13 protein-coding genes are annotated in these 15,312 nt (G+C 32.0%); all 13 read left to right on the top strand.

All coding sequences use genetic code 11. From position 1 onward, the window contains the following. Positions 1-164 precede the first annotated feature (164 nt). Complete coding sequence (gene hsdR, locus WG950_RS11690) at positions 165-2,534, top strand: EcoAI/FtnUII family type I restriction enzme subunit R (protein WP_340932568.1); 2,370 nt, start codon at positions 165-167, stop codon at positions 2,532-2,534. Then, positions 2,535-4,799, top strand: a complete 2,265-nt coding sequence (locus WG950_RS11685; RefSeq protein WP_340932567.1) for an N-6 DNA methylase — start codon at positions 2,535-2,537, stop codon at positions 4,797-4,799. A 539-nt stretch (positions 4,800-5,338) separates the two neighbouring features. After that, complete coding sequence (locus WG950_RS11680) at positions 5,339-5,611, top strand: thioredoxin family protein (protein WP_340932566.1); 273 nt, start codon at positions 5,339-5,341, stop codon at positions 5,609-5,611. Positions 5,612-5,668: 57 nt separating this feature from the next. Beyond that, on the top strand, positions 5,669-6,271 hold the full coding sequence (locus tag WG950_RS11675) for a metal-sensing transcriptional repressor (protein WP_340932565.1): 603 nt from the start codon (positions 5,669-5,671) through the stop codon (positions 6,269-6,271). Further along, on the top strand, positions 6,268-6,600 hold the full coding sequence (locus tag WG950_RS11670; RefSeq protein WP_340932563.1) for a heavy metal-associated domain-containing protein: 333 nt from the start codon (positions 6,268-6,270) through the stop codon (positions 6,598-6,600). Before WG950_RS11675 ends, WG950_RS11670 begins: the two co-directional genes overlap by 4 nt. Then, positions 6,597-7,283 carry a cytochrome c biogenesis CcdA family protein gene (locus WG950_RS11665; protein ID WP_340932561.1) on the top strand — a complete coding sequence of 229 codons (687 nt, stop codon included), beginning with the start codon at positions 6,597-6,599 and terminating at the stop codon, positions 7,281-7,283. The genes WG950_RS11670 and WG950_RS11665 overlap by 4 nt, the downstream gene beginning before the upstream one ends. Before the next feature lie 272 nt (positions 7,284-7,555). Further along, positions 7,556-9,412 (top strand): T9SS type A sorting domain-containing protein, encoded by a 1,857-nt coding sequence (locus tag WG950_RS11660; RefSeq protein WP_340932559.1) that lies wholly within the window; start codon positions 7,556-7,558, stop codon positions 9,410-9,412. 192 nt (positions 9,413-9,604) lie between these two features. Then, entirely contained in the window at positions 9,605-10,399 is a 795-nt protein-coding gene (bla, locus tag WG950_RS11655) for a subclass B1 metallo-beta-lactamase (RefSeq protein WP_340932557.1), read from the top strand. 219 nt (positions 10,400-10,618) lie between these two features. Further along, entirely contained in the window at positions 10,619-11,458 is an 840-nt protein-coding gene (locus WG950_RS11650; RefSeq protein WP_340932556.1) for an AraC family transcriptional regulator, read from the top strand. Positions 11,459-11,668: 210 nt separating this feature from the next. Continuing rightward, positions 11,669-13,171, top strand: a complete 1,503-nt coding sequence (locus WG950_RS11645; RefSeq protein WP_340932554.1) for an aldehyde dehydrogenase family protein — start codon at positions 11,669-11,671, stop codon at positions 13,169-13,171. A 102-nt stretch (positions 13,172-13,273) separates the two neighbouring features. Continuing rightward, the gene (locus tag WG950_RS11640; protein ID WP_340932553.1) at positions 13,274-13,789 is read left to right on the top strand and encodes a YqhA family protein; all 516 of its coding nucleotides are present in this window, start codon (positions 13,274-13,276) and stop codon (positions 13,787-13,789) included. Between the two features lie 6 nt (positions 13,790-13,795). Continuing rightward, positions 13,796-14,791: an NADP-dependent oxidoreductase gene (locus WG950_RS11635; protein ID WP_340932551.1), complete on the top strand. Its 996-nt coding sequence runs from the start codon at positions 13,796-13,798 to the stop codon at positions 14,789-14,791. 3 nt (positions 14,792-14,794) lie between these two features. Next, on the top strand, positions 14,795-15,295 hold the full coding sequence (locus WG950_RS11630) for a GreA/GreB family elongation factor (RefSeq protein ID WP_340932549.1): 501 nt from the start codon (positions 14,795-14,797) through the stop codon (positions 15,293-15,295). The last annotated feature ends 17 nt before the right edge of the window (positions 15,296-15,312 follow it).

Here is a 15,312-nt window from a genome sequence, read left to right as displayed (position 1 = left end):
AAACACGTTGTGCATAATGCGGAAAAACGAGAAAACATTGAAAATTTGAACTATAAAAGCCAGCCGCATAAATAGCACATTTATTTTTTTTCCAACGCAAAATCCAACGCTAAAAAAAACAAAAGAGCTATTTTAGCCAACACGCGACCAAACCAACAAAATGAATGAATAAAAAAGACTTATCTGAATCTGACATAAAGGCGAAATTTATCACACCTGCTATTTTGAAATCAGGTTGGGATGAGCAAACACAATTAGGACGTGAAATTTTCTTCACAGATGGTCGAATCTATGTGAAAGGAAAGCTGACTGCAAGAGGAAAAAGAAAATTTGCGGACTATATTCTTTTCTACAAACCGAATGTACCGATTGCTATAATTGAGGCAAAAGACAACAAACACAGCGTAAAAAGTGGAATTCAACAAGCTCTTGGCTACGCCAACACCTTGGATATTCCTTGTGTGTTTAGTAGTAATGGAGACGGATTTTACTTTCACGATAAAACAGCAACAGACGGAGAAATTGAAAAAGAACTGACTTTAGACGAATTTCCAAGTCCTGAAATTCTTTGGCAGAAGTACAAAAAATACAAAGGAATTGAAACCGAAGAAGTTGAAGAAATTGCAAAGCAAGATTATTTTCAAGATGGTTCTGGTCGTAGTCCAAGATATTACCAACAAATTGCAGTAAACAGAACAATCGAAGCAGTTGCAAAAGGTCAAGACCGAATTATTTTGGTAATGGCAACTGGAACAGGAAAAACCTATACTGCTTTTCAAATCATTTATAGGCTTTGGAAAAGTGGAGCAAAAAAGAGAATTCTATTTTTAGCGGACAGAACTGCATTAATTGACCAAACAGCTCGTGGAGATTTTAGACATTTTAAAGATGCTCTAACAATCATAAAAAAGAAACAAATTGATACAGCTTACAATATTTATTTAGCATTATATCAAGGTTTATCAGATAGTCAAGGAGCAGATGCATACAAACAATTTAGTCCAGACTTTTTTGATTTAATAATAATTGACGAGTGCCACAGAGGAAGTGCTAAAGAAGATAGCAAATGGCGTGAGATTTTAGCTTATTTCAACAAAGCAACTCACATTGGTTTAACAGCAACACCAAAAGAAACCGAAGAAGTTTCAAATATTGATTATTTCGGTGAGCCTCTTTACACCTATTCTTTAAAACAAGGAATTGATGATGGTTTTCTTGCACCTTATAAAGTTGTAAAAGTCACTTTAGATATTGATGCGGAAGGTTGGAGACCAACACAAGGTTTTGTTGATAAAAGCGGAAATCCAGTTGAAGACAGAATTTACAACAGAACGGATTTTGACAAAAATATTGTTGTTGACGAACGCAGAAAATTAGTTGCAAAAAAAATAACCGAATTCTTAAAAGGTTATGACAGATTTGCAAAATCAATCGTTTTCTGTATTGACATTGAGCACGCAGAAGGAATGCGTTCCGCATTGGCTAACGCCAATGCCGATTTATTCGCTCAAAACAATAAGTACGTAATGCAAATTACAGGCGATAACGAAGAAGGAAAACGTGAGTTGGATAGTTTTATCAATCCAAGTGAACCTTATCCTGTTATTGCAACAACTTCAAAATTAATGACAACAGGTGTTGATGCTCAAACTTGTAAACTCATTGTTTTAGATAGTAATATTGGTTCAATGACCGAGTTTAAGCAAATTATTGGTCGTGGAACGAGAATAAATGAAGAATATGGTAAAACCTATTTTACCATTATGGACTTTAGAAATGTAACCAACTTATTTGCTGACCCTGATTTTGATGGCGACCCAGTAATGATAAAACAAGTTGGTGAAGATGACGATTTATCAGGAGCAGAAGATGAAACCACAGATGATGTAATTACAGATATTTTAGATGGTGCAGAAGTTGAATTTCCAGATATTGAAGGTGGTGGAGAAATTGAAGAAGATACAAGACGAGAAAAAATTCGAGTTGATGGCGTTCAAGTAAAAATTGTAAATGAACGTGTTCAATATTTAGGTAATGATGGTAAAATTATAACAGAAAGTTTAAAAGACTACACCAAAAATAGCGTTACCAAACAATATAAAAGTTTAGAGAAGTTCTTGAATAGTTGGAACAATTCAGAAAAGAAAGAAGTTATTATTAAAGAATTAGAAGAACAAGGAATTTTCTTTGAAGCTTTAAAAGATGAAGTTGGAAAAGAATTTGACCCTTTCGATTTAATCTGTCACGTAGCTTTTGAAGCAAAACCCTTAACAAGAAAAGAAAGAGCAAACAACGTAAAAAAGAGAAATTATTTTACCAAATATGGAGACAAAGCCCAAACGGTTTTAAATAGTTTGCTCGATAAATATGCAGAAGATGGTTTATTAACTATTGAAAGTACAGAAGTATTAAAACTTGACCCTTTAAATAAATTAGGAACACCAATTGAATTAATCAAAGCTTTTGGTAGTAAAAAAGTTTATTTACAAGCATTGAAGGAATTAGAAACACAATTATACAATACAACAGCATAAATGGCAAACGTAGCAGCAGTAGTAAGCAGCATAAGAAATATAATGCGTCAAGACAGAGGGATTTCTGGTGATGCCCAAAGATTAGAGCAATTAGGTTGGATGCTCTTTTTAAAAATTATTGACGACAAAGACCAAGAATTAGAAATTTTAAAAGACGATTATCAGTCGGTAATTCCAGAGCAATTTCAATGGAGAACTTGGGCAAGTGACCCAGAAGGAATTACAGGAGATGATTTATTGGAATTTATAGACAGTAACGCCCAAAACAACAGAGGATTATTTGCCACTTTACGTAATCTCACAAGTATTAATAATCCAAAACGTGCTGCCATAGCGAAAGAAGTTTTTGATGGTTCAAATAACTATATGAAGAGTGGTTACGAAATGCGAAAAGTCATAAATAAACTCAATGAAATTGACTTTAACAATTCTAACGATAAGCACATTTTCGGCAATATTTACGAAAGTATTTTACAAGAATTGCGTGATGCAGGTAATAAAGGTGAATACTACACACCAAGAGCAGTAACACAGTTTATGACACAAATGACCAATCCAAGATTGGGTGAAAAAGTACTTGACCCTGCAGCTGGTACAGGAGGTTTTTTAAGCGCAGCAATAGACCACGTTAGAGAAAATTATGTAAATACTGTAGAAGACGAGCATCTTCTGCAAAAAAGTATTACAGGATGGGAATTAAAACCTGTAGCATACGTCTTAGGTCTAACCAATTTAATTTTACACGAAATGGATGTTCCTGACTATCATTATATTGATAGTCTAAAAAAGGAATATAATAGTATTAGTAAAAAAGACCAAGTAGATGTAATATTAGCTAATCCACCATTTGGTGCAAGTATAGCTGAAGGTGTAGAATCAAACTTTCCGAGTTCTTTTCGTTGTCGTGAATCAGCAGATTTATTTGTTGTACTAATGTTAAAATTATTAAACCATAATGGTAGAGCTGCAATTGTTTTACCTGATGGATGTATTAAAGGCGAAGGAGTAAAAGCTCGAATACATAAAAAACTATTAACAGAATGTAATCTGCATACAATTATTAGAATGCCGACTAGTACATTTTTTCCAGCAGCAGTTAGAACAAATCTGCTTTTTTTTGAAAAAGGAAAGAAAACAAATGATATTTGGTACTATGAGCATAAATTACCCAAAGGTCAAAAAAGCTACTCTAAAACTAAACCTATTGAATTTGATGAATTTCAACCAATTATAAAATGGTGGCAAAATAGAGAAGAATCTTCAGTTTCTTGGAAAGTAAATGTTTCAGAATTGAAAGATTGGGATTTAGATATTAAAAATCCTTATCAAGAGAAAATAAAACATATTCCTGCTATTGAATTATATGAAAAATATAACAACAAACTGACTTCAGTTCAACAAACATTCTCTACAATATCAAAAAATATTTTATTTAACAGAATTCCAGTTCTAGACAAACTTCTTCAAAATAATAATTCTTTGTTCCTAAACATAGATTTTATTAATAAATTCAAGAAAGTTATTATTCTAGAAGGGCTAAAAGGAAATTTAAGTAAAGATTTTAGCGATAAACAAGAATTCAAGTCTGGAGAGTTACTCTCTGATAAAATGTTGGAAGAAAAAGCAATCATTTTTGAAGAAGAAAGACTTAAACCTGAAAAATCAGTAATTCCAATTGAAAAACAAGCAATACCGTATGAAGTACCAAACCATTGGTGTTGGAATATACTTGATAATGTTTCAATATTTTATAATGGTAAGGCTCACGAAAAATTAGTTGATTCAAGTGGTCAATATATTTTAGTAAACTCAAAATTTGTCTCAACAAATGGTTCAGTTAAAAAATACAGTACTGAAATATTAGTTCCTCTTAAAAAAAATGATATTGCCATAGTAATGAGTGATGTTCCAAACGGCAGAGCTTTAAGTAGATGCTATCTTGTAGAGGAAAACAACTTATATACACTAAACCAAAGAATTGGATGTTTAAAATCATTATGTGGTATTCATCCTGAATACTTAAAAATGGTTTTAGATAGAAATAAATATTACTTGAATTTTAATGATGGAAAAAAACAAACAAATCTGAAAAAAAGTCAAATTTTATCTTGCCCAATTCCAATTCCACCTCTAGAAGAACAAAAACATATAATAGAACAGGTAAATAACTTATTGAAAAAATGTGAAGAATTAGAATTAGAAATCGAAAGTCAAAATAGTCTTTCTGAAAATCTTATTGATTCAATTTTAAATGAATCTTTTTAATGCCAACGCCAAAAGCCATACACATTTGCAATTCGCTACAGCCAACGCTACGCCAAAAATTCCAAAAGAGTATGTCTTGCCAACGCTCAATCCGAACTAAATAACAAACATCGGAAAACCAAGCTGAACGCGAAAAGCACTATGCACAACAACGTGTATAAAACATAGCTATTATAGGCTTTCTGAGAGGTTTTGCTAATTTACAAAGTACGCCAAATTTTTTATTTGGTTATATTTATAAAAGAAAATAAAACATAAAAATAAAAAATTCGGCTCGTGCTAAATCCGAAAAGTTAGCGTTTATTTATACGCTACGTTTCATACACAAGACCGTTACCCACAAGCTGAAAAGCCAACCGCACATTAGGCACATTTGGTTTTTTCCGACACACAAATCCAACGCTGAAAAACCAAAAGAGCCTAATTTCTCCAACGCTCGACCGTAAACAGAAAATAATTGAAAATAAATTTGGAGACCTCCCCTATACCGACCCCATCTTTGTAGTGTAATTAATTTTAATCATTAAAATCTTAAAAAGATGAAACGACAAATTGAAGTATTTACAGCTGGATGTCCAGTATGTGAACCAGTAGTAAAGATGGTAAAAGAAATGGCTTGCGACTCTTGCGAAGTTACAGTTTATAATACAGTTGAGCAATGCGACTCTAAAGTATGTATTGACAAAATGAAGGGATATAACATCACTTCTTTGCCTGCTGTAGCCGTAAATGGAAAATTACTTAACTGCTGCAAAGACACAGGAGTAAACAAAGATGAATTAATCGCTGCTGGAATTGGAAAAGCAATGTAAAAAAAGTCGCTAAATTTATCATCAATACATTCCAAACGCTGATTTTCAGCGTTTGGAATGTATTTAATTGAAATTATTATGTTACCGAAAGATTTAACAAAAGACCTCAAAGACCGCCTAAAAAGTATCAATGGACAAGTAGAAGGGATTATAAAAATGCTTGATAAAAGTGATAATCCAGCTCAAATTCTCAATCAGTTTAAAGCTGTTAATAAAGGGTTTGAAAAAGCCCAGCATCTTCTTTTAGATGAAGTATTCAGAAAAACATTGGCAATTAGAATTGCAGAAGCATTAGAAACTTGCCCAGGCAATTGCGGTCAGGAGGAAAAAATTGCAACCATAAGAAAGCAATTCCCAAACTTAAATCTTTACGAGCTTACAGACAAAATGAAAGAAATTGAATCTATTTATGAATTTCTACAAACAAATACAGAAAAAAATATGCAAACTATAACTCTAACAATTGACAATATGGTTTGTCAAGGATGTGCTGAAAAAATAACGGACATTTTAAAAGAATTAGAAGGAATTAAAAAGGTAAAAACCAAAGCGATACAGAAATCGGTACGAGTGGAATTTAATCCAGACAAGATAAATGAATCAGAAATAGAAAATGCCTTGACCAAATCAGGATATGAACCCAAAAAAGCTGTTATATGAAAACCGTTTTCAATTCTTCATTATTGTTACTATTTATGCTTTTAATGGGTTGTGCTGAAAACAGCAATAAAAGTAAGCAAACTGACGTAAATCAAGTTGATAACGTTTCTGTTGAAATTTCTATTGAAGGAATGAGCTGTATGTCTTGTGTGGCAAACGTAAGAAAAACCCTTTCTGATTTAGACGGCATAAATGAAGTGAAAGTTAGTCTTGAAAACAAAAGTGCAACGCTACAATACAATCCAAATAATATTTCATTAGACAAAATAAAACAAACTATTGATAAAATTGGATATAAAGCTGGGACTGTAAAAAAACTACCTCAATGAATCTGGAGCAATTTCTAAATGAATTTACAGCTGCATTTCAAGACGGCTCAATTTTAAGTTTAGGTATTGCTTTTGTGGCAGGATTGATTTCAAGTGGCGTTTGTCCTTGTACATTACCTGTTGGACTTGGATTTGCGGGTTATGTTGGAAGTACTTCTGTTCGAGAATCAAAAACAGGATTTGCAATTACTTTTTCATTTTTTATCGGCATTGTATTTTGTTTGACATTATTAGGAGCCATTGCAGGTTATTCTGGAATTTTCCTAACTGAAGTATTTGGGAAATATTGGGCTTTAAGTATGGCAATAATATCGCTAATCGCAGCAGGAATTGCGTTTTACGGACCATATTTGCGTGTAAAACAACTTGAATCTTTGCGAAAACCCGGAATTGGCGGTTCATTCATATACGGATTTGTATTTAGTTTAGGTACATCAGCCGCTCCTTTATTGCTCTTATTGTCATTTGCAGTTGCAAAAGCAAGTTTAATATATGGTTTACTTCTCGCCTTGAGCTTTGGTATTGGGAGAGGACTTCCTTTTTTGGTTGTAGGTCTTTTTTCAAGTTCTGTTTCAAAACTTGCCAAATTATCTTGGTTAAGAAAAAGTATTCAAATATTGAGCGGAATTGCCCTACTGTATTTAAGTTTTTATTTTTTTAGGGTTTTTAGCTTTTATCTATAAATACAAATAATAGCCAACGCTAAAAGCCAAACACATTTGCAATTCGCACCAGCCGACACTCAAGCCAAAAATTGCAAAAGAGTATGTCTTTGCCAACGCTGAAAACCAAGCTGAATTGAAAAGCCAGTGGGTAACAACGTATATAAAAAATAGCGGTTTAGGTGCTAACCTGAACCGTTTTTGCATTTAATTAAGTATCTTGCTTTCCGAAAAGTTCGTGCATAAAATCCGCTACTTTTCATATACAAACCGTTATATTTAATTGAAAAACTATGAGTAAAACCTTTTTTAAATATTGTTCTATATTATTTTTTGTTGGGTGCTTTTATACTACATTTTCACAACAGACTGAAACATTCGATAAGCCTGTTTATATGCATTATATGCCTTGGTTTGATTCTCCTAATTATAATAATAATTGGGGATCACATTGGACAATGGCTAATAAAAATCCCAATGTAATAGTTGATGAAATTACTGGAGAACGAGAAATTGCTTCACATTATTACCCTTTAATTGGACCATACGACAGTCAAGACCCAGATGTTATTGAATACCATTTTTTACTTATGAAATATAGTGGTGTTGATGGAATTTTGATTAACTGGTATGGCAAGGTTGGCACTAATGGTGATATTGATTTATTACTTGAAAATTCTAATGCTATTGCAGATAAATCTAAAGTGCTTGATATGGATTTTAGTGTCATAATGGAAGACCGATTTGTTGGTAGTGAAAATGGCTTGAACCCTGTTGACTATGTTCATATAAATATAGAATATCTGAAAAATAATTATTTTCTAAATAATAACTTTATACGAACCAGCTCAGGAAAACCCTTTTTTGGAATATTTGGACCTATTAATATTAACGATGAAGCTAGTTGGGATTACGCAATGACTGCAACTGGAGAAGATGTCGTTTTTTTGCCTCTATATTGGGATAAATATAAAGTTGGGCAAAATGCAGGAGGCGGATATGATTGGGTAATTGATAGTGGTGTTTCGGGTATTAATTATTTTTATGAATCTGTAGCTCCATCTCTAGACTTTGCTATGGGTTGTGCTTATCCTGGTTTTAAAGATTTCTATGCAGAAGGTGGTTGGGGTAATAATTATTTTTATCTAAATCACAATGATGGAGAATTATTGAATCAAACACTTGACATGGCAATACAGAATAAAACATCAATAGATGCATTGCAATTAGTGACTTGGAATGATTTTGGAGAAGGAACAATGTTTGAGCCTACTTATGAATATGGATTCAAAATGTTAACCAACCTACAAATAAAATTAGGTGTTTCGTATTCTGAATACGAACTCCAACAGATATATCGTTTATTCGATCTGAGGAAAAAACACTCAAATGATCAAAGCATTAAAAATATATTAAATCAATCTAGAGACTACTTTATAACCTATCAGGTGAGTAATGCCATAGCACTTATGGATAATATTGAAGATCTAAATAATCAAAAACTATATTATATAAAGAATAGGTTCAATAGCAATTACTTATTTCAAGATGGAGGTGTCGTTAGATATAGTGCAGAAACAAGTGATGATACTTTCAAATGGAAACTAATAATCGCAGGAAATGGCTATTACTATTTAGAAAATGCAATCTCAGGAGATAAAATACATATTGAAAACCAAACTGGTTCGTTGGAATGCTCATCCATAGACTTAAATGTACAAAGTTCTCTTTGGGAAAAAAGAACTGTTAACGGCACACATATTAGATTTCTAAATAAATCTGCTTCTAACCAATACATTAATATTGAAAATGATTTGGGTTACGCAGAGCATAGCTCAATTAATACAAATTGGCAAAGTGCTCAGTGGGAATTAGAAGATGCTTCTAATATTTTAGGTTTGAATGAAACAACTATGAAAAATATTTTAATGTTTCCAAACCCAACAGATGGTTTAGTTAGCATAAAATCTTCAAATCCAATTTCTAATATTTCAATTTACGATGTGCAAGGGAAACAAGTAAATTTAGAAATAATAAAAAAATCAATTTCGGGAATAACCTTCAGTGTTAAAAATTTAGAGACTGGAATTTACTTTATTAATATTCAAAATAATTTTGAGAAGACTATGATTAAATTAATTGTTGAATAATAAAATATTTTTAAAATAACTAAATATAACACCGTATAAAATTAATTGCTGATTTTAGCTTATATACAAAAGTCTTAGCAGACTTTAAGTCTGCGTTTTACTTACTAACTTTAGTGCTTAAAACACGCAACTAATCTTATACAAAACCGTTAGCAGCAACCAAAAAAAAACCTAAATAGAAAAACGAAATTTATGACAAAACTTCTATTAACACTCTTTCTTCTTTCAGGATTAACCTTTATTTCGTGCAAAGAGTCATCATCAAAACAAAAAACTAATACCGAAAACACTAAAACAGATTCAGTCGATAGTTTGACTATCTATCATACCGAAAATTTGATTATTAAAAAACTATCAAATCATATCTATGAACATATTTCATATCTAAATACGGATGATTATGGAAAAGTAGGCTGTAACGGAATGTTAGTTATAAATGAAAATAAAGGAATTGTTTTTGACACGCCAACGGACAACAAAAGTTCATTAGAATTAATTGATTTCGTTACTAATAAACTTAAAACCGAAATAATAGCTATTATTCCAACTCATTTTCACAAAGATTGTGTTGGAGGAATAGAGGAATTTGAGAAACACAATATTCAAACATACGCTGCTAGTCAAACTATAGAACTACTTAAAAACAATGGTCAAAATTTCTCTAAACCAATTAAAGAATTTGCCAATAATCAAACTTTAAACATTGGTAACAAAAAGGTACATGCAGAATACTTTGGAGAAGGACATACTAAGGATAATATAATAGGATATTTTCCAGAAGACAATGCCATCTTTGGTGGCTGTTTGATTAAAAAAGTTGGAGCAAGTAAGGGTTATTTGGGAGATGCTAACACGGAAAAATGGTCTGAGACTGTTCGCAAAATCAAATTAAAATATCCAAAAACAAAAATTGTAATTCCAGGACACGGAAAATCGGGAGGATTGGAATTATTTGATTATACAATTGAATTATTTAAATTGAAATAGGCAGCTGCTAACAATGGCTATAATTAATACGGGTTTTCGTGCTTAACCCAAAGTTTAGTGCTTTTAATATAGTCCACCAAATCTTTTGATTTGGCTTTAAAACAAAAAAGATAAAACAAAATAAAAAGTTTTGGCTAAGTGCTTAATCGAAAGTTTACTGCTTTTAATTCCCGTACTAATCATAGCCTAGACGTTACCTGCAAGCTAAAAAAAATCTAAATGCCAATAGAGAACATACCAGAAATTTTCTTTAAAGACCCAAAAGTACAACAAGACATATTTGTATATGACTTTAAAATGACAAGCGATGTTGTGAAAAGCAAAGTCAATTTAGGAATGAATATGTTCAGCTTTTTACAAGTTGGAAAAAAACAAGTACATTTTGCAGGAAAATCGGTTGCTGTAAATAAAGACCAATCATTATTACTTAAAAAAGGAAATTGGCTATGGACAGAATTACTGGATACAGAAGCCATTTACTACTGTAAACTTCTCTTTTTTTCAGAAAAAAAACTCACAGATTTTTTAAGTAAGTACACGAGTAATGTAAAACCTTATAAGGAGGATGTACCATATTTTGTAATTGAAAATGATGATTATATTGCTTCTTTTATAAGCTCTTTATCTTCAAGCACATTTTCAGATCATAGTTATAGCAATGCGCTATTATCTTTAAAATTTGAAGAAATAATGCTCTACATGCTTAATAAATATGGTAATGAATTCGAATTTTATTTACACTCTTTAATTTCTAAAGAGGTTTCGCCATTCAAAAATACAGTAGAGAGCAATGTAGATTCCAATTTAAAAGTGGAAGAAATTGCCTTTCTCTGTAATATGAGTCTATCAACTTTTAAACGTCATTTTACAAACGAATATAAGGAGCCACCTGGAAAATGGTTTCAAGACAAACGTCTTCAAAAAGCTAAAGAATTGTTGCAAGGAGGTGAATTAAAAGCTTCAGATATTTATTTAGATATTGGTTATAACAACCTGTCTAACTTTAGTGTAGCCTTTAAAAACAAATTCGGAATTAGTCCAACAGATATTTCGAATTAAAAAATAAATCACACAAACCTCTATTTATTAGCTATTTAAGTGTTTTATTTCATATTTATTCTTCACAAATATTCACATTGACCTTTTTTCATAAGTTATTGAACCATATCAGTAAATAGAAAGGTAATAACCCAACATACATTTGCACCATAATTACACAACGCTTGTTTTGGCAAGTATAAATTAAAATCAAATTTAAAAATTATAATTATGGCAAATGTAACAAAACCCGAATTTAAAGAAAGATACGGAAACTTTATTGGAGGAAAATTTGTTGATCCAATTAAAGGTCAATATTTTGAAAACAGATCTCCTGTTGATGGTAAAGTTTTTACACAAGCAGCACGTTCTACGCAAGAAGATATAGATCTTGCATTAGATGCAGCACACGAAGCTTTCCCAGCATGGAGTAACACGTCTGCAACAGAACGTAGCAATGCGTTATTAAAAATTGCTCAGGTTATGGAAGATAACTTAGAGTATTTAGCAAGCTTAGAAACCATTGATAACGGTAAACCAATCCGTGAGTCACTTGCAGCAGATATCCCTTATTGTATTGATCATTTCCGCTATTTTGCAGGTGTAATTCGTGCAGATGAAGGAAGTATTTCAGAACATGATAAAGACACTGTAAGTATCGTATTACACGAGCCAGTTGGTGTGGTTGGAGAGATTATCCCATGGAATTTCCCAATGTTAATGTTAGCATGGAAAATTGCTCCAGCTTTAGCAGCAGGTTGTACAGCAGTTGTAAAACCAGCAGAACAAACACCAACAAGTGTTATGATGTTAATGGAACTTATTGGTGATATTTTACCAGCAGGTGTATTAAACATTGTAACTGGTTTTGGTAAAGAAGCTGGTGCAGCATTAGCAACATCAAATAGAATTGCTAAATTATCATTCACAGGTTCTACAGAAACTGGACGTACAGTATTACATAATGCAGCAGAAAACATTATTCCTGTAACTATGGAATTAGGTGGTAAATCGCCAAACATTTTCTTCCCATCTGTAGCAGCTCAAGACGATGAGTTTTTTAGTAAAGCTATTGAAGGTGCATTAATGTTTGCTTTAAATCAAGGTGAAATTTGTACCTCTCCTTCTCGTATTCTAGTACACGAAGATATTGCAGATCGTTTTGTTGAAAAAATGCAAGAACGTTTAAAATTAGTTAAACCAGGAAACCCATTAGATCCAGAAACAATGATTGGTTCTCAGGTATCTAAAGCGCAATACGAAAAAATACTAAACTATATTAAAATTGGTATTGAAGAAGGTGCTGCTGTTTTAGCTGGTGGTGAAGCTGGTAACTATGAAGGTGAATTATCTGAAGGTTATTACGTACAACCAACCGTTTTAAAAGGAGATAACAAAATGAGAGTCTTCCAGGAAGAAATTTTTGGACCTGTTGTAGCCTTAACAACGTTTAAAACTACGGAAGAAGCGATTGCTATTGCAAACGACACACCTTACGGATTAGGTGCTGGTGTTTGGTCTCGTGATGCTCACGAATTATACCAAGTACCACGTGCAATACAAGCAGGTAGAGTTTGGGTAAACCAATACAATACCTATCCAGCTCACGCACCATTTGGTGGAGTTAAAGAATCAGGATTCGGTCGTGAAAACCACAAAATGGCTTTAGATCATTACCGTGTTGTAAAAAACATGTTGATCTCTTACGACAAGAAACCTATGGGATTCTTTTAATTAAAACTTTATAAAATAAGTTTATAATAAAAACCCTGGAAATTCCAGGGTTTTATTGTTTTAATCAAAGTCTTAATAAAAGATTTTAATCACTTTTTAATTATGAAAAAAACATTCTATCTTTTCCGTTATATCAGCTGGACTGCAATAATAGGTTCACTTCTTGGCTCACTGTTACTTTTTATCGTTGGTGCTTTAAAAACCATTAATGCTTTTAGAGTTGTCATCTTCAATTATATTCCTGAAAATAAAGCACATTTACATCCTGCAGATATAGCCACTACTTATCTTATAAAATCTTTAGATACGTTTTTAATAGCATTGGTGCTATTCATTTTTGCACACGGAGTTTATACTTTGTATATTTCAAACAAAATATATGATGATGGAAATGGTGTTTTAAAATGGATTAGAACCCCAAATATTGGTCATTTAAAAAATGTGCTTGCCGAAGTTATTGTCATTATTCTTTTTGTGAAATTTCTTGAGGTAGTATTTGTAAATATTGACAACCTTAAATGGGAGATTTTAATACTTCCAGCATCTATTGTGCTATTAGCATTGGGATTAAAATTTTTAAGTCTTAATAAAGAAGATATTGATAAAACTAAAAAATAATAGCTTATGAAAGCCATACAATTTACAGGTTATGGAGAGGTTTCGAAAAAAGTAAAAACTTCCGAAATTGTTAAACCAACCATTAGCAAAGATGAAGTATTAATTGAAACGTATGCTGCTAGTGTAAACCCTTTAGATATAAAAGTAGTTGAAGGAAAACTAAAAAGCGTGAGTAATTTTAAGTTACCAACAACTTTAGGTTATGATGTTAGTGGAATTATTATTGAAAAAGGCGAAAATGTTCCTAATTTCAATATTGGAGACGAGGTATTTTCTAAAGTGAATAGACAAGGAACGTTTACTGAATTTGTCGCTGTGAATCAAAAACTAGTTAGCCTAAAACCCAAAAACACAACTTTTGAAGAAGCTGCTAGCTTACCATTAGTAGGTCTTACAGCAATTCAAGCCTTGAAACGAGGTAAACTAAAATCTGGGGAAAGTATTTTAATTCATGCTGGTTCTGGTGGTGTTGGTTCATTTGCCATTCAATATGCAAAATCAATTGGAGCTTATGTATATACTACTACAAGTTCAGAAAATGTAAGTTGGGTAAAAAAACTTGGAGCTGATGAAGTGATTGATTATAAAACTGTAGATTATACTGCTATTGTACAAGATGCAGATATGGTTTTGGATACACTTGGAAACGAATACACTGAAGAAGCTTTTAGCGTAATAAAAAATGGTGGAAAAGTAATAACCCTTGTTGGTCCTGTAGATAAAGAAACTGCCAATAGAATGAAACTCAATAAAATCACTAAACTATTCTTAGCGTTTAAAAGACGAAAAATAACAAAACAAATAAAGCAAAAATCAGCATTTTATAGTTTAGTATTCATACGAGCCAATGCTAAACAACTCAATGAAATTTCTGAACTTGTAGAATCTGGAACAGTCAAAACCAAAATAGACAAAGTGTTTCCATTAAAAGACACACTAAACGCCTTGCTTTACGTTAAAAAAGGGCGAACTAAAGGAAAAGTTGTTATCAAAATTAAATAAGTCATGAGTAGAGGATTTGTAAAAGAAGATGACCAAGAGGAAATTCCTTTGGTACCACCAAGAGCCGACTTACCAGAAGGTGTAACTAATTATGTAACGCAAGTTGGTATGGATGAACTTTTAATTGAAAAACAAGAATTGATTAATGAAAGAGAGCATCTTGACAGTTCAAACGAAAAGGAAAGCCGAATAGCCTCCAATTATATAAACGCTAAATTGCAATTGTTGAAAAACCGAATTGCTACAGCAAAAATAGTAGATCTAAACAATCAACCAAAAAACATAATTCGATTTGGTGCATTAGTAACTCTAAAAATTGGAAATAAAACAGCGCCTGAACACTATCAAATTGTAGGTGTAGATGAAGCTGATATTTCTAAAGGAAAAATCGCATTCATTTCACCAATTGCTAGACTTTTGATAAACAAAAAAGTGGGAGAAAAAGCAGTGTTGAAACTAGCTAAAGAAGACAGGTATTTTAAAATTATTAATATCAAATATTAATTATATAAAAACTAAAT

The sequence above is a fragment of the Polaribacter marinaquae genome (genome assembly GCF_038019025.1).
In the GTDB taxonomy this organism is placed as follows: domain Bacteria; phylum Bacteroidota; class Bacteroidia; order Flavobacteriales; family Flavobacteriaceae; genus Polaribacter; species Polaribacter marinaquae.
Note: the sequence above shows the minus strand (reverse complement) of the source record. Positions and strands in the feature narration are given on the sequence as shown.